Origin of the sequence: Streptomyces sp. SN-593 (genome assembly GCF_016756395.1) — a bacterium.
Classification (GTDB): Bacteria; Actinomycetota; Actinomycetes; order Streptomycetales; family Streptomycetaceae; genus Actinacidiphila; species Actinacidiphila reveromycinica.
The window spans coordinates 2,641,687-2,656,101 of the sequence record NZ_AP018365.1; the positions used below are offsets into that span (position 1 = coordinate 2,641,687).

12 protein-coding genes and 1 pseudogene are annotated in these 14,415 nt (G+C 72.5%); 6 read left to right on the forward strand and 7 right to left on the reverse strand.

What is annotated here, in order from left to right:
* Positions 1-120 precede the first annotated feature (120 nt).
* Positions 121-483: a hypothetical protein gene (locus RVR_RS10865; protein WP_202233654.1), complete on the forward strand. Its 363-nt coding sequence runs from the start codon at positions 121-123 to the stop codon at positions 481-483.
* Positions 484-581: 98 nt separating this feature from the next.
* On the forward strand, positions 582-3,995 hold the full coding sequence (locus RVR_RS10870; protein ID WP_237404681.1) for a S41 family peptidase: 3,414 nt from the start codon (positions 582-584) through the stop codon (positions 3,993-3,995).
* A gap of 123 nt (positions 3,996-4,118) precedes the next feature.
* Here RVR_RS10870 and RVR_RS10875 read toward each other — a convergent pair whose 3' ends face one another.
* A complete protein-coding gene (locus RVR_RS10875) occupies positions 4,119-6,929 on the reverse strand; it encodes a glycoside hydrolase family 3 C-terminal domain-containing protein (RefSeq protein ID WP_202233655.1) in 2,811 nt (936 codons plus the stop codon).
* Between the two features lie 584 nt (positions 6,930-7,513).
* Between RVR_RS10875 and RVR_RS10880 the strand changes: the two genes are divergently transcribed.
* A complete protein-coding gene (locus RVR_RS10880) occupies positions 7,514-8,644 on the forward strand; it encodes a winged helix DNA-binding domain-containing protein (RefSeq protein WP_202233656.1) in 1,131 nt (376 codons plus the stop codon).
* 93 nt (positions 8,645-8,737) lie between these two features.
* Here RVR_RS10880 and RVR_RS10885 read toward each other — a convergent pair whose 3' ends face one another.
* Positions 8,738-9,223, reverse strand: a complete 486-nt coding sequence (locus RVR_RS10885) for an SAM-dependent methyltransferase (protein WP_202233657.1) — start codon at positions 9,221-9,223, stop codon at positions 8,738-8,740.
* A 160-nt stretch (positions 9,224-9,383) separates the two neighbouring features.
* On the opposite strand from RVR_RS10885, the gene cutA reads away from it, so the two are divergent.
* A complete protein-coding gene (gene cutA, locus RVR_RS10890) occupies positions 9,384-9,707 on the forward strand; it encodes a divalent-cation tolerance protein CutA (protein WP_202233658.1) in 324 nt (107 codons plus the stop codon).
* 4 nt (positions 9,708-9,711) lie between these two features.
* Here the strand turns inward: cutA and RVR_RS10895 are convergent.
* From RVR_RS10895 to RVR_RS10910, 4 genes and pseudogenes are all read right to left on the reverse strand, one after another.
* Positions 9,712-10,200, reverse strand: a pseudogene (locus RVR_RS10895) (NsdA family TPR-like regulatory protein); the annotation flags it as partial.
* Between the two features lie 28 nt (positions 10,201-10,228).
* Positions 10,229-11,110: an IS3 family transposase gene (locus RVR_RS10900; RefSeq protein WP_202233659.1), complete on the reverse strand. Its 882-nt coding sequence runs from the start codon at positions 11,108-11,110 to the stop codon at positions 10,229-10,231.
* Positions 11,107-11,406 carry a transposase gene (locus tag RVR_RS10905; protein ID WP_202233660.1) on the reverse strand — a complete coding sequence of 100 codons (300 nt, stop codon included), beginning with the start codon at positions 11,404-11,406 and terminating at the stop codon, positions 11,107-11,109. Before RVR_RS10905 ends, RVR_RS10900 begins: the two co-directional genes overlap by 4 nt.
* Before the next feature lie 23 nt (positions 11,407-11,429).
* Positions 11,430-12,254, reverse strand: a complete 825-nt coding sequence (locus tag RVR_RS10910; protein WP_237404683.1) for an NsdA family TPR-like regulatory protein — start codon at positions 12,252-12,254, stop codon at positions 11,430-11,432.
* A 384-nt stretch (positions 12,255-12,638) separates the two neighbouring features.
* Between RVR_RS10910 and RVR_RS10915 the strand changes: the two genes are divergently transcribed.
* The gene (locus RVR_RS10915; protein ID WP_202233662.1) at positions 12,639-13,520 is read left to right on the forward strand and encodes a helix-turn-helix domain-containing protein; all 882 of its coding nucleotides are present in this window, start codon (positions 12,639-12,641) and stop codon (positions 13,518-13,520) included.
* Positions 13,517-13,792: a helix-turn-helix domain-containing protein gene (locus tag RVR_RS10920; RefSeq protein WP_202233663.1), complete on the forward strand. Its 276-nt coding sequence runs from the start codon at positions 13,517-13,519 to the stop codon at positions 13,790-13,792. The genes RVR_RS10915 and RVR_RS10920 overlap by 4 nt, the downstream gene beginning before the upstream one ends.
* 185 nt (positions 13,793-13,977) lie before the next feature.
* On the opposite strand, the gene RVR_RS10925 is transcribed toward RVR_RS10920, so the two are convergent.
* Positions 13,978-14,385 carry an NUDIX hydrolase gene (locus RVR_RS10925; protein WP_202233664.1) on the reverse strand — a complete coding sequence of 136 codons (408 nt, stop codon included), beginning with the start codon at positions 14,383-14,385 and terminating at the stop codon, positions 13,978-13,980.
* Positions 14,386-14,415 lie beyond the last annotated feature (30 nt).

Consider the following 14,415-nt stretch of genomic DNA (forward strand, 5'->3'; position numbering starts at 1 on the left):
GCGCCCTCCGCCGGCCCGCCACCCGGCATCGTATCGGCCCGGGCCGTCCCGCGCCGTGAGGGCGGACGTCCACCGTGTGGGGGATGGCCCGCGGTCCAAGGAACGGGGCATCGTGGGGGGATGGGACGTTTCCGGAGGAACTGGGGTGTGGGGGCGGCGGGAGCCGCCCTGGCGATGGCGGCGGTCGCGGCGTGCGACCCGGTGGACGGGCTGAACAGCTCCAACGTGTCGGTGAGCACGGACCAGTTGGCCACCAAGGCGCTGAAGGCGGACCACGTCGACGTGCAGTGGCTGTCGTGCAGCGCGACCGAGGACACCACCGACCCGAAGGTCGACTGCCTGGGCCGCACCGACGAGCAGCACAGGATCACGGTGCGGGGCGACGTGACCCGGCAGTCGGACCTCAGGTGCGTCCGGGGCCACCTGACCGCGGTGGTGGACGGCCGCACGGTGTTCGACGTACGGGGCCTCGGGGCGTGTTGACCCGGGCCGGGCGCGCCCCCGGTCCGCCCGGTCCCGCCCCCGGCGGCCGATCCCGACGCCCCCTGCTCAGCGCGGTTGATGGTGGCTAGGCTGGCGTCGTGACGCAGTCCTCGCTCTCCACGCGGCTCTCGGGCCCTGTTCGTCCCGCGCACCACCCGTCGTACCTGCGGAACCCGCACCCGCACGGTGACCTGGTCGTCTTCACCGCGGAGGACGACGTGTGGGTCGCGCCGCTCGACGGCGGCCGGGCGTGGCGGGTCAGCGCGGACAACATGCCGGTGCGGCGCCCGCGGATCTCCCCGGACGGCGTGTCGGTGGCGTGGACCTCCACCCGCGACGGGGCTCCCGAGGTACACGTCGCGGACCTGGCCGGCGGCCCTTCGCGCCGGCTCACCTACTGGGGCAACCCGCTCACCTCGGTGCGCACCTGGACCCCGGGCGGCGAACTGGTGGTGGTGACCGCCGCCGGCGAGGCGTCGATCCGCCGCACCTGGGCGCACCGGCTGCCGCTGGACGGCGGCCCCTCGACGCGGCTCCCGCTCGGCCCGGTCGGCGACCTCGCCCACGGTCCGGACGGCGCGCTGCTGCTCCAGTCGGTGACGATGGGGCGCGAGGCCGCGTACTGGAAGGGCTACCGGGGCGGCACCGCGGGCAAGTTGTGGCTCGACCCCGACGGCGGCGGGGAGTTCGCCCGGCTGCACGAGGGGGTCGACGGCAACATCGAGTGCCCGATGTGGGTCGGCGACCGGATCGCCTTCCTCTCCGACCACGAGGGCCAGGGCGCGCTGTACTCCAGCCGGCCCGACGGCGCCGACCTGCGGCGCCACACGCCGCTCGGCGGCTTCTACGCCCGGCAGGCCGCCACCGACGGCACCCGGGTCGTGTACACCGCCGGCGGCACCCTGCACCTGCTGGACGGCCTCGGCGAGGACGTGCGGCCGCGGCCGCTGGAGATCGGGCTCGGCGGCCAGCGCGCGGACCTCCAGCCCCTCCCGGTGCGCCCGGCCGCCTACCTGGGCGACGCCCGCCCCGACCACACCGGCCGGGGCAGCGCGGTCGAGGTGCGCGGCACCACCCACTGGGTCACCCACCGCGGCGGCCCGGCCCGGGTGCTGTCCGCGCGGCCGGGCGTGCGCACCCGGCACCCGCGGGTGTTCTCGCAGGGCGAGGACCAGTACGTGGTGTGGGTGACCGACGCCGACGGCGACGACGCGCTGGAGATCGCCCCGGCCACCGGTCTGCCGGCCGGCACCGCGCCGCGCCGGCTCGCGGCCGGACGGCTCGGCCGGGTGCACGAGATCGAGGTGTCGCCCGACGGCCACCGGATCGCCGTCGCCTCGCACGACGGCCGGGTGCTGCTGGTGGACACCCAGACCGGCGAGGTCCGCGAGGTGCCGACGGCCGGCGGTTCCGCCGCGGACGGCGACCCCTCGCCGGCGCCGGAACCGGCCCGGAACAACGCCGACGCGAGCGACCTCGCCTTCTCCCCCGACTCCGGCTGGCTGGCCTGGTCCCAGCCCGGGCCGGGCTCGCTGCGGCAGATCAAGCTCGCCTCCACCGCGGACCTGACCCTGGTGGAGGCCACCCCGCTGCGCTTCATCGACTACGCCCCCGCCTTCACCGCCGACGGCCGGCACCTGGCGTTCCTGTCCGAGCGCGCCTTCGACCCGGTCTACGACGCCCACGTGTTCGACCTGTCCTTCCCCAACGCCTGCCGCCCGTACCTGCTCACGCTCACGGCGACCACCCCCTCGCCGTTCGGCCCGCAGCGGCACGGCCGCCCGTACGACGACGAGGCGGACGACGACGGGCACGGCGACGGCGCGGGCACCGACGCCGCCACCGACTCCGGCGCGGACGCCGGCCCGGACGGCGAGGGCGAGGGCGCGGGCGGGAACGCGGACGGCGGCGGGCCGGGCCGCTCCGGGCACCGGGACCGGCCGCGCGCCACCAAGGTCGACGCCGAGGGCATCGCCGACCGGATCGTGCCCTTCCCGGTCGAGGCCGGCCACTACTCGGGTCTGCGCGCTGCCAAGGGCGCGGTGCTGTGGCTGCGGCACCCGCTGACCGGCACGCTCGGCGCCGCCCTGGCCACCCCGGAGGCGGAGCCGCCGGAGTCCGTCCTGGAGCGCTACGACCTGCGGCGGCTGAAGGTCGACGAGATCGCCTCCGACGCCGAGGGCTTCGCGGTCTCCGGCGACGGCACGAAGGTGCTCGTCAGCAGCGGGTCGCGGCTGCGGGTCGGCCCGGCCGACAGCAAGTCCGACGAGGACTCCGACAGTTCGGTGGGTGTCGACCTGTCCCGGGTCCGGGTCACCATCGGCCCCGCGGACGAGTGGCGGCAGATGTTCGACGAGACGCACCGCCTCGCGCGCGACCACTTCTGGCGGCCCGACATGGGCGGCCTCGACTGGGACGGGATCGGCGAGCGCTACCGCGCGCTGCTGGACAAGGTGGCCACCCACGACGACCTGGTGGACCTGCTGTGGGAGCTGCACGGCGAACTGCGCACGTCGCACGCCTACGTCACCCCGGCCGGCGCCTCCCACGACCCGCGCCGCCGCCAGGGGCTGCTCGGCGCCGACCTCTCCCGGAGCGAGGACGGCGCCTGGCGGGTGGACCGGGTGCTGCCCGGCGAGTCCTCCGACCCGCGGGCGCGCTCGCCGCTGGCCGCGCCCGGGGTGGCGGTCCGCGCCGGCGACGTCCTGGTCGCGGTGGACGGGGTGCCGGTCGACCCGCTGGCCGGTCCCGCGCCGCTGCTGGTGGGCACCGCGGGCAAGCCGGTCGAGCTGACGGTCGAACCGGCCGCGGGCGGCCCGGTCCGGCACGTGGTCGCGGTGCCGCTGGCCGACGAGGAGGCGCTGCGCTACCACGACTGGGTCGCCGACCGGCGCGCGCACGTGCACCGGGCGTCCGGCGGGCGGCTGGGCTACCTGCACGTGCCGGACATGGTCAGCAGCGGCTGGGCCGAACTCCACCGCGACCTGCGGGTCGAGATGGCCCGCGACGGTCTGGTGGTCGACGTCCGGGAGAACCGCGGCGGCCACACCTCGCAGCTCGTCGTGGAGAAGCTCGCCCGGCGGGTCATCGGATGGGACCTGCCGCGGCACGGCCATCCCTTCAGCTATCCCCAGGACGCCCCGCGCGGCCCGGTGGTGGCGGTCGCCAACGAGTTCTCCGGGTCGGACGGCGACATCGTCAACGCGGCGATCCGCACGCTCGGGATCGGCCCGGTGGTCGGCACCCGCACCTGGGGCGGCGTGATCGGCATCGACAGCCGCTACCAGCTCGTCGACGGCACCGGGGTGACCCAGCCGAAGTACGCCCTGTGGTTCGAGGGGTTCGGCTGGTCGGTGGAGAACCACGGGGTGGACCCCGACGTCGAGGTGGTCGTCACCCCGCAGGACCACGCAGCCGGCCGCGACCCCCAGCTCGACCGGGCCGTGGAGATGGCCCTGGAGGCGCTGGCCGCGCACCCCCCGAAGTCGCCTCCGACCGACCTCCCGTCCTGACCCGTCCCGGCGGGGCACCCCGGGATCGGGGTGCCCCGCCGGATCAGGACCGGGCCGGGCCTGGGCCGGGACGATCCGGGCCGGGGCCGGGTCGATCCGGGCCGGGGCAGGGTCGGAACCGGGTCAGGACTGCGTCCAGACCTGGTTGGCGGCGGCGGTGCAGGACCAGATCTGCACCTGGGTGCCCGGGGTGGTGGACCGCTCGGTGTCGTCCAGGCACTTGCCCGAGGACGGGTTGAGCCAGGTGCCGTCGGACTGCGGCTCCCAGACCTGGGCGCCGGTGCCGTTGCAGGTGTAGAGCTGGACCGGTGTGCCGTCCGCGGTGCCCGCCGACTTCACGTCCAGGCACTTGCCGAGCGCGCGCACCGTGTGGTCGGCGCCGACCGTCCACTGCTGGGCGGCGGTCCCGTTGCAGGTGTAGACGTCGACCTTGGTGCCGTCGGCGGAACTCGCGGAGGCCACGTCGAGGCACAGCCCCTGGTAGCCGACGATCGGGGCGGCCAGCGCCGCGTTCGCGGGCACCACCGTCCACAGGAAGGTGGTCGAGGCGGTCGCCCCCGCGCCGTCGCGGGCGGTGACGGTGACCGTGCTGGTGCCCGCCGTGGTCGGGGTGCCCGTGACGGTGCCGGAGGACGAGATCGACGTGCCGGCCGGCAGCCCGGTGGCGGTGAAGGACGGGGTCTGGCCCGCGGTGGTGTCGTGGGCGGTGACCCGCACCGACACCGCCGCGCCGGTCAGCCCCTCCTGGGCGCCCGGGGCGGTGAGGGTCAGCGGCGTGCCGAGCTGCGCCGACGTCACGTTCAGGGTGCCCTTCAGCGGCAGGTTGCCGTCGGAGTCGCCGACGGAGATGCCGTAGGCGCCGGTCGCGGTGGTCCACGCGCCGGACGACGCGTCGTACGCGCGCAGGTTCTGCTGGCCCACCGGGAAGGTGACGGTCTGGCTGGCGCCGGGCTGGATGTCCACCCGGGCGAAGCCCTGCAACTGGCGGGGCGGTTCGCCGTTGCCGGCCGGCTGGCTGACGTAGAGCTGGGCGACGTCGGCGCCGGCCCTGCTGCCGGTGTTGGTGACCGTCGCGGTCACGGTGGCCGTGCCGCCCGCCGCCAGGGTGCCCACGTGCAGGTTGCTGAAGGAGAACCCGGTGTACGACAGGCCGTAGCCGAACGGGAAGAGCGGGGTGAGGTTGTTGGCGTCGTAGTAGCGGTAGCCGACGTCCACGCCCTCGGAGTACTGCACCTTCCCGCCGGTGCCCGGCCACTGCGCGGTGGTGTGTGCGGGGACCTGGGAGAGCGAGGTCGGGAAGGTCACCGGCAGGTGGCCGGAGGGGTTGGTGTCGCCGAAGAGCAGCGAGGCGATCGCGGTGCCGTAGTCCTGGCCCGGGTACCACGCCTCCATGACGCCCTTCACCGAGCCGAGCCACGGCATGGTGACCGCGGAGCCGGTGTTGAGCACCACCACGGTGTTCGGGTTGGCGGCGGCCACCGCCGAGATCAGGCTGTTCTCCGCGGCGGGCAGGTCGATGCCGCTCAGGTCGCTGCCCTCGCCCTCGTAGTCGCTGACGAAGACCACCGCGACGGACGAGGCCGCGGCGAGCGAGGCGGCCGAGCCGGTGTCGGACCCGTCGCTGTACTTGACGCTGACGCCGCTGCCGGCCCGGGAGGTGATGCCCTGCAACGGGGTGACGGTGCCGCTGGAGTTGACCTGCGCGCTGCCTCCGCCGCGGCTCTGCACGCTGGTGGACGCGTCGGCGCCGATCACCGCGATCGAGGAGGTGCCGGAGCCGAGCGGCAGCACGGAGCCGCTGTTCTTCAGCAGGACGGTGCCCTCGGCGGCGAGCTGGGCGGCGGCGGTCTGGTGCGCGGCGCTGGTGGCGACCGCGCCGGGCGCGCCGGAGGGCGCCTTGTCGAACTGTCCGAACGCGAACATCTCGGTGAGGATGCGGCGGGCCATGGTGTCCAGGGTGGTCTGGCCGACCGCGCCGGAGGCGACCGCGTTGCTCAGCGCGGTGCCGTAGTAGCCGTCCGAGCCGGACATGTCCTGGTCGAGGCCGGCGTTGGCCGAGGCAGCGGTGGAGTGGGTGGCGCCCCAGTCCGAGGTCACGAAGCCCTGGAAGCCGAACTGCTGGCGCAGCGCGGTGGTCAGCAGGTCGGGGTTCTGGCAGGCGTACGTGCCGTTGACGGTGCTGTAGGAGCACATCACCGAGGAGGCCGCGCCCTGCTGCACCGCGGCCTGGAAGGCGGGCAGGTAGATCTCCTGGAGCGCCTTGGCGCCGATCACCGCGTCGTCGGAGGGCGTGTTGCGGTTGGTCTCCTGGTTGTAGACGGCCAGGTGCTTGACCTGCGCCATCACCCCCGTGGACTGCACGCCGCGGATGTCGGCCGCGCCCATCTGGCCGTTGAGGTACGGGTCCTCGCCGATCGACTCGAAGGCGCGGCCCCAGCGCGGGTCGCGGTCGATGTTGATGGTCGGGCCGAGGTCCACGGTGGTCCCCTTGGCGGCCTGCTCGCCGCCGATCACCCGGCCGTAGGTCTCCTCGGCGGAGGTGTCCCAGGTGGAGGCGACGCTGACGGGGGCGGGCAGTTGCGTGACGTCGTTCATGCCGTCGGCGACGCCGGCCGGACCGTCCTCAAGTGTCATCGCGGGGATGCACAGGGAGGGGATCGCCGGGGTGAAGCCGACGTAGCTGGAGCCGGTGGCGCCGGTGGCGAGCGTCACCTTCTGGGCGTTCGTCATCTTCGCCAGCACCTGGGAGACGCGGTCCGGGATCGGTGCGGTGGAGTGCACCCAGGGGCAGTCGGCCGCGGCCGCCGGGGCGGCGGGCGCGGCCTGCGCGGCGGGGGCGGCGACGGCGCCGAGCAGGCCGGAGCCGCCGGCGAGCAGGGCCAGGGCGGCGAGGTACGGCGTCCGCCGTCTCGCCGGAGTACGGAACGTGTGCACGATGCCTCCAAGCATCTTGCCGAGGGGGGTGTTCCGGGTCGGTACGGTCGGGAACGGGGCAGGCGGGGCACGGGACGGCTGGGAGCGCCGGGGCCGCCGGGGACGGCCGGGACGGTTGGCTTCGGAAGGTGGACGCACGCCGCGCGGCGGCCGGTTGCCGTCGCGGTGGGCGCGCGGGGGTGCGCGGTTGCGGGCGTGCGGAGGCGCTGTTCACGAAGGGGCGGTCCTGCGGCCTGCCGACGGTTGCCGGTCATGTGCCCGTGGTGCGGGTGTGATTGAACCCGCCTCCCGGGGCATGGTCAAGGTCTGAAGCGTCATTGCCGGAAACCGGTGCGCAAGGGGCGCCACCAGCGGGATTGGCTTCAAGAAGTGAAGTCGGCGTCTGCGAGGGCGGGTTCCGTGAGGGCCGCGGGTCCGGGCGGGGTGCGCGGGGCGCACGGGGGCGGGCGCGCCGGGGCGGGGACGGGGAGCGGACGGGGAGCCGGGGCGGGCGGGGACAGGGTCGGGCGGGGTCGGGACGGGGAAGCGCGCGGGAACGCGGGCCCGCGTGATGCCGGAAGGGACGGCGGGTAGGGTCCGCTCGTATGCTGACCATGCGTGAACTCAACCGGGCGACCCTCGGCCGCCAGCTACTGCTGGAGCGTGAGCCGCTGAGTGTCGCCGACGCGGTGCGGCGCGTGGTCGCGCTCCAGGCGCAGCATCCGGCCTCGCCGTATCTCGCGCTGTGGAACCGGGTCGCCGGTTTCGCTCCGGCCGAACTCGACGCCGCCTTCACCGGGGGCTCGGTGGTCAAGGCGACCCTGATGCGGATCACCTTGCACGCCGTGCACGCCGGGGACTATCCGGTCCTGCGCAGGGCGGTGCAGCCCACCTTGTACGCCTCCCGACTCGGCTTCCGCTTCGCCGACGCGGGGCTGACCCCGGCGGACGCCGACGAACTGGTGCCGGAACTGCTGGCCTTCGCCCGCCTGCCGCGGACTTCGGCACAGATGCAGGAGTGGGTGGAGGAGCGGCTCGGAGCCGAGAGGAAGGACGGGGCGTGGTGGGGCCTGAAAGCCTATGCGCCGCTGCACCACGCCCCGACCGGCAGGCCGTGGTCGTTCGATCCGCGGCCGTCCTTCGTCGCGGCGGGGATGGGGGCCCTCCCCGCCGGGCGGGCGGTGGATCCGCAGGCGCTTCGCACCCTGGTTCTGCGCTACCTGGCCGGCTTCGGGCCGGCGTCGGTGGAGGACGTGGCCCAGTTCGCGATGGTGCAGCGGGCACCCGTCCGGGAGGCCCTGCGCGCTCTGGACGGCACCGTCGAGCAGCTTCCGGGACCGGACGGCAGCACGCTGTTCGACCTCCCGGGCGCTCCCCGGCCGCACGCGGACACCCCCGCTCCGCCTCGGCTCATGGCGATGTGGGACAGCGTCCTGCTGGCGTACGCCGACCGCAGCCGGGTGATCCCCCCGGCCTACCGCCCCCTGGTGATGCGCAGGAACGGAGACGTACTGCCCACCCTGTTGGTCGACGGCCACGTCGCCGGTGTGTGGCGCGCGCTGGACGGCGGCATCGAGGCCACGGCCTTCCACCCCCTGCCACCCGCGACCTGGGACGAACTCGCCGCGGAGGCCGCGTCCCTGAGGGTGCTCCTCGCCGACCGCGAGGCGGAGGTCTACCACCGCTACCACCATTGGTGGTCGAAACTCCCCCAGTCCGAGGTGCGCATGCTGTGACCCCCTCCTTCGCCGCCCGGACTCCGGCGCCCTGACCGAGGTGCGGTGCCCCCGCCACGAGGTGGGGCGGGCGTACCCGGGGCGCCCCGGGGGTCAGTCCTTCGGCGGCGCGTAGTACTCGGCCAGCATCTCCGAGGGCCAGGCCGGTTCGCCGACTTCGCCGCGGGGACCCATCGCGGTGAACCAGGGCTTGATGTCGAGCACGGGGGTGCCGTCCACGGCGTCCAACTCCTCGACGTGCAGGTCGAGGCCGTCGACGTCGAGCAGCCGGCAGCGCGAGACGCCCAGCCAGTTCGTCCGGCGCATGTTGCGGTGGGCGAAGATCCCGCCGAGCGGCCAGTCGGGGTTGTCCCGGGGGCGGCGCGGCTCGGGGTGCAGGTCGGTCGGGTCGGTGAGGTGGAAGCGGAACACCACCTCGATGTGGGAGAAGGCGTCGAGCCCGACCACCGCGCCCGCGTCGAACTGCTCCGCGTCGATACGGATGACGGAGCGGCGCCCACCCCAGTAGTCGTCCTCCGGGACCGTCCGCCCCCCGACGACATGGGCCACGGGCACCACCGTGAACGATTCGCCTGCCATGAACTCAAGCCTCCAGGTGTAGTTGTGCTCAGGTCGGACCCGGCCCCGGCCTGCGGTCCGGTTCGGTCCCTGCGGTGATCCCGCACCCCCGCACGTACCACCGCGTCACGAGTTTCCCGCAGAACCTCAACGCACGGAGCTGAACGCTAGGATCGCCAACATGACGGACTTCGTGCAGGTGTCGACCGCCACCGAGACCCGTGACCAGGCCCTCCGGCTCGCCCAGTCCGTCGTCCGGGAACATCTGGCCGCCGGAGCGCAGATCGTCGGCCCGGTGACCTCCGTGTTCTGGCACCTCGGGGAGTTCGGGACGGGCGAGGAGTGGCAGCTCCTCCTCAAGACCCGGGCCGATCGGTACCCCGCCCTCGAAGCGCACCTGCTCGAACACCACCCCTGGGACAACCCCGAGGTGTCCGCCGTGGCGATCGTCGCGGGAGCCGAAGGGTGCCTGCGCTGGGTGGCCGAGAGCACCGAACCCGAGTAACCCATCAGCCGGCGGCCTTGTCGAGTAGTTCGGAGACGGCGGGCACACCTCGATGTTCTCCCAGATTTTTCAGGAGCGGCGCCAGGCGGCGTCGCGGCCGAACAGATGCCACGCCGTCCGAGAGGTCCAGGGCCCGGTCGACCACCAAGACAGCCTGTTCGATCTCCCCCGCGCTCAGGTAAGCATCGGCAAGCCATGAAAGGTAGAGGGCCTTGTCTCGTGCGTGGCTGTCGTCGTAACGCGCCAGTGCCTGTTCGAGCGCGGGAACTGCCCTCAGCGGACGACGTAGTTCGGTCCAGCAACGGCCTGACATGATCTGGATCTCCGTGTGATCGACCCACGCCACCCAGTCTGGTTGGGGTGCGTCTGCAACATCGGCGAGCGCCGAATTCGCATCGTCCAGCGCCCTTTCCGTTTCAGCAGCGAGTCCCGCGACGGCACATGCCCATGCCTTGCGCTCGTGGAGCAGTGCGCGGACACCAGCAGGAGTGAAGTTTCCCCGTGATCTCGGACACTCGTTCTTACGCGGCGAGGGTGTGTCGTTGTCGGGTCTCTTGCGGGGTCAGATAGCCCCAGTCGGGGTGCTTGCGTAGCCGACGGCGGTTGTAGAAGGTCTCGATGTAGGAGAAGACCGCGGCGCGGGCGGTGGCCCGGTCGGGCCAGGTCCGGGTGCCGATCTCGGCTTTCAGGACTGCCCAGAAGCTCTCGGCGGCGGCGTTGTCGTAGCACGAGCCGGTGCGTCCGGTGCTTACCTTCATGTCCAACTCGGTAACTGCCGTTCGAAATTGGGCTGAGGTGTATTCGCTGCCGCGGTCGCTGTGTGCGATACAGCCGGGTTCCAGGCGGCCCCGGTCGTGGGCCATGTGCAGGGCGTCGACGACCAGGTCGGCGCGGTGGTGGTCGGCCATTGACCAGCCGACGACCTCGCGAGTGGCCAGGTCCAGCCAGCAGGCCAGGTAGAGCCAGCCCTGCTCGGTAGGCAGGTAGGTGATGTCGCCGACCAAGCGGGTCCCGGGGCGGTCGGCGGTGAAGTCGCGGCCGATCAGGTCCGGTGCGGGCCGGGCCTGCTTGTCCGGGCGTGTCAGCGACCTGCGGTGGCGGCGGGTGATCCCGGCGATGCGGCGTTCACGCATCAGCCGCTCGACCCGCTTGTGGTTCACCGCGTGCCCCAGTCGCCGCAGCTCGGCATGTACGCGCGGGACGCCGTAGGCGCCCCGGGAGGCGAGGTGGATCACAGTGATCTCGTGCGCGAGTGCGTCATCGGCACGCAGCCGCGCGCCCCGGGCGACCTGCCCCTCGGCCCACGCGTAGAAGGAGGAGCGGTGCACTCCGAGAATGCGGCACAGCAAGGTGACCGGGTAGGTGGCCTTCTCCGCCGCGATGAACCGGTAGACCTCGCTCACCGCTCGCTCTCCCGCGCGAAGAAGGCCGTCGCTTTTTTCAGGACCTCGATGGTCCTTTGCTGTTCGATGTTCTGCCGGCGCAGGCGCCGCAGTTCCTCGTGCTCGGCACCGGTCAGCTCGCCCGGGCCGCCCTCACCGCGGTCGATCTGGTCCTGCTTGACCCAGCTCCGCAGGCCCTCCGGGCTCACGCCCAGATCCCGGGCCACCTCGGTAACCGTCTTGCTGGAGGATCGGGCCAACGCCACGGCGTCCCGCTTGAACTCCTTCGAGTACCGCTTCCCTGCTTTGTTGCTCACCTGGCACTACTTCCTCTGGGACCTCACGTCCCAGTCTCCAGGTGTCCAGGTCCACGGGGAAGCTTCAGAGCGTCCGGCCCTGCGGTCTCGCATGAGCGAAGTGCTGTCTCCACACCTGCGTGGCAGTCCCCGCCCACCGACTGGTAAGCGAGGAACGCCAGCGCGTTGCCCGCGAGATCAGTGTCACCGGCCTCCTTGGCCGCCTCGTAGCTGTCCCGGTACAGCCCGGTGGCGTCAGCCTCTCTACCACCGTCGAATGCGGCCCATCCGGCCTGCTGAGCCTGTTCGGCGAGCACAGAGAGCAGGTCCCGACCGGTCTCCTCCGCATAGCTCGCCTCCCGGAGCAGTGCCTTCGTTCTTTGATACTCGCCCAGGTACACCCGATAGGTGTCGCCTCCGCCCAACACATCGTCGAGCCGCCGCAGGCGCGCCGTACGTTCGCGCAGACGCTCCGGGGCGTGCTTCCCCAGCCGCTCGCCCAACGCGGGTCCCCCGAGACCCGGAAGACCCACAGCCAGACCAGTACCTGCGGTCGCCTTGAGGAAATCTCTGCGCTGCACGTCGTTCCTGCTTTCTGTGGTGCCCGGACGTACAGGTTCCGAGGAAGACGCGTTCGACTCCCACGGGCGGGAAGCGAGGCCCAGCAAGTGACCGGGGATGCGCAGCGCATCGGCGATGCTCACGATCTTCTCGAAGCTGGTCACACTTCCCTGGCCCCGCGCAAGAGTCCCCACCCGCTCGGGCTTGATATCGCACTCGGCGGCGATCTTCGAGTAGCTGATCGAAGCATGCGCGCGCGCAAGCCGGAAAACCGTCCCGAAGTCGTGCGCAATGATCGCCGCCCGCATGTCCGGAAGTTCACACACCGCTTGCGGTAGAGCGGTCGGCGGTTCATACCCGTTCATCAAGTCCCCGTCACGCTCGCTGAGTCCATGGTGCATCACCTCGTTGCCGAAAGCGTACCCATGATGGGTATGCCTGCGAGGGGGAAGTCAGTCGGATCTCACCACGCGACAGTGGGTGCGTCAGAATCCGCGACCAACGTAAGTCGCGGCTCAACCAGGAAGAGTCCGGCCTGTCCCGCATTTCTCCGTCCAACTCGTGGAGGGCCCGAGGGCTCGGCTCGCTCATGAACAAGGTGATTTTGCGGCCCGCTCCGCGTAATTACGCGTCAGGCGGGCCGTATCGCACCACCACTCTCACGAAAAAGCACACGTAGAAGGGATATCCGTATGGCCGGCGGCAACGGAAGTGGCGGAGACGGCACGAGGAGGGATGGCGCCGACCTGACGTACCTGTCGGCGCGGGAGTGGTACGCGAGCGAACTGGCCTACCGGCGGCAGCAGTCCGGGTTGAGCCTGGTGCAACTCGCGCAACTCTGCCTGTACGAACAGTCCTACCTGCACCGCCTGGAACGCGGGAAGCGCCTCGGCACCGTTGAGGCGGCCCGCGCGCTGGACAAGGTGTACGGCACCGGGGATCTGCTCGTCCGGCTGTGGCACCTGGCGAAGCGGGAGGCGAGGGAACGCCCGTTCGTCGGGCTGGCTCCGCTGGAGGCGATCGCGGTCGGCATCCAGGAGTACGCGGTCAGCGCCGTCCCGGACCTGCTCCAGACCCGCGCCTACGCCGAGGAACAGGTGCGCGCCGGGCGCACCGGAGGCGCCGATCAGGTGGACGCACGGGTCGCCGGGCGGCTCGCACGACAGGAAAGGCTCACCGACCCCGACCCCGTCCACTACCGGGCGCTCATCGACGAAGCCGTGCTCCGACGCAAAGCGCGGGACCCGCACATCTGGACAGGCCAGTTGGAACACCTGATCGAGGCGGCGCAGTGGCCGGACGTCTCCCTGCACGTCGTGCCGTTCACCGCCGGACCGCACCACCTCCGCAGTTCGCTGGAGTTGATCTACCTTCCGCAGGGCCGCACGGTCGCGTACTCGCACAGCAGTTGGGGCAGCCACGTCGTCGAGGAGCCCGAAGAGGTCGAGCCGCTGAGGTTGGCGTACGACATGCTGCGCGACGCCGCGCTGACCCCGGCGGATTCGCTGACCTTCCTGCACACCCTGCTCACCGAGCACACCACGGACGAACCGTCCGACGGCATCACGTCATGAGCGCGACGACCAGGCCCGGCGGGGCCCGGCAGACCCGGCGGCGGCCCAAGCGGCTCAACCAGGAGCCGGAAGCCGTCACTTGGGCGCGCGAGCGGGCGGGACTGACCAAGCGGGAACTGGCCGGCGCGGTGGGGATCTCCGAACAGCTGATGGGCGAGATCGAGTCCGGCTGGCGCAGCGCCACCCCCGCCAACCTGAGGAGGATCGCGGTAGCCCTCAACTGCCCCCTCGTCGCACTGGAACGAAAACGCTGGCAGCCGTCGCCGCGCTGACGCAAGCGCCCCAACCCGCGTGAAGATCACCCCGTGACCCCCGGGCACGACCTGACCCGCCGCCGGGACAGCGTTGCCCGCAGGGCGGGTGCCGGGTGAGCGGCTGCGGCTGGACCGGTCGCGGACGGAGACGAACCGCCGCACCCAGGGGCGGGTTGCCGCCGAGGTCGCGCACGCGTGCGTCGTCAGGCGGTGAACGTCCGCCCGTCGTGGGCGCGGATCCTCGGCACGGCGCCGTCGCGGAGCGCGTCGGTGACGCGGACCGCGTAGACCTCGCCCATGGCCGCGGCGGCGTCGTCCACGGTGAGCCAGCGCACCGCCGCGGCCTCGTCGGTCGGGTGCGCGTGGCCGGCCTCGGGAGCGCAGCGGAAGACCAGGGCGACCACGCCCAGCGCCATGTTCTTGTACACGCCGGTCAGCCGCTCGGCCCGGACCTTGACGCCGGTCTCCTCGTACACCTCGCGTCGCACGCCGTCCTCGACGGTCTCGTCCCTCTCCAGCACCCCACCCGGCGGCTCCCACGCGCCGTTGTCGGCGCGGCGGATGACCAGCACCCTGCCGTCCTCCCGCACCACCACCCCCGCCACGGACACGGAGTGCAGAGGCGTTGACGCCGGTCGAGG

Bases quoted from the DNA above. Each gene is read 5' to 3' on its own strand.
- RVR_RS10865 (WP_202233654.1), top strand. From the start codon at position 121: ATGGGACGTTTCCGGAGGAACTGGGGTGTGGGGGCGGCGGGAGCCGCC.
- RVR_RS10880 (WP_202233656.1), top strand. From the start codon at position 7,514: ATGCTGACCATGCGTGAACTCAACCGGGCGACCCTCGGCCGCCAGCTA.
- RVR_RS10885 (WP_202233657.1), bottom strand. From the start codon at position 9,223: ATGGCAGGCGAATCGTTCACGGTGGTGCCCGTGGCCCATGTCGTCGGG.
- cutA (WP_202233658.1), top strand. From the start codon at position 9,384: ATGACGGACTTCGTGCAGGTGTCGACCGCCACCGAGACCCGTGACCAG.
- RVR_RS10910 (WP_237404683.1), bottom strand. From the start codon at position 12,254: ATGCGGGCGGCGATCATTGCGCACGACTTCGGGACGGTTTTCCGGCTT.
- RVR_RS10915 (WP_202233662.1), top strand. From the start codon at position 12,639: ATGGCCGGCGGCAACGGAAGTGGCGGAGACGGCACGAGGAGGGATGGC.
- RVR_RS10920 (WP_202233663.1), top strand. From the start codon at position 13,517: ATGAGCGCGACGACCAGGCCCGGCGGGGCCCGGCAGACCCGGCGGCGG.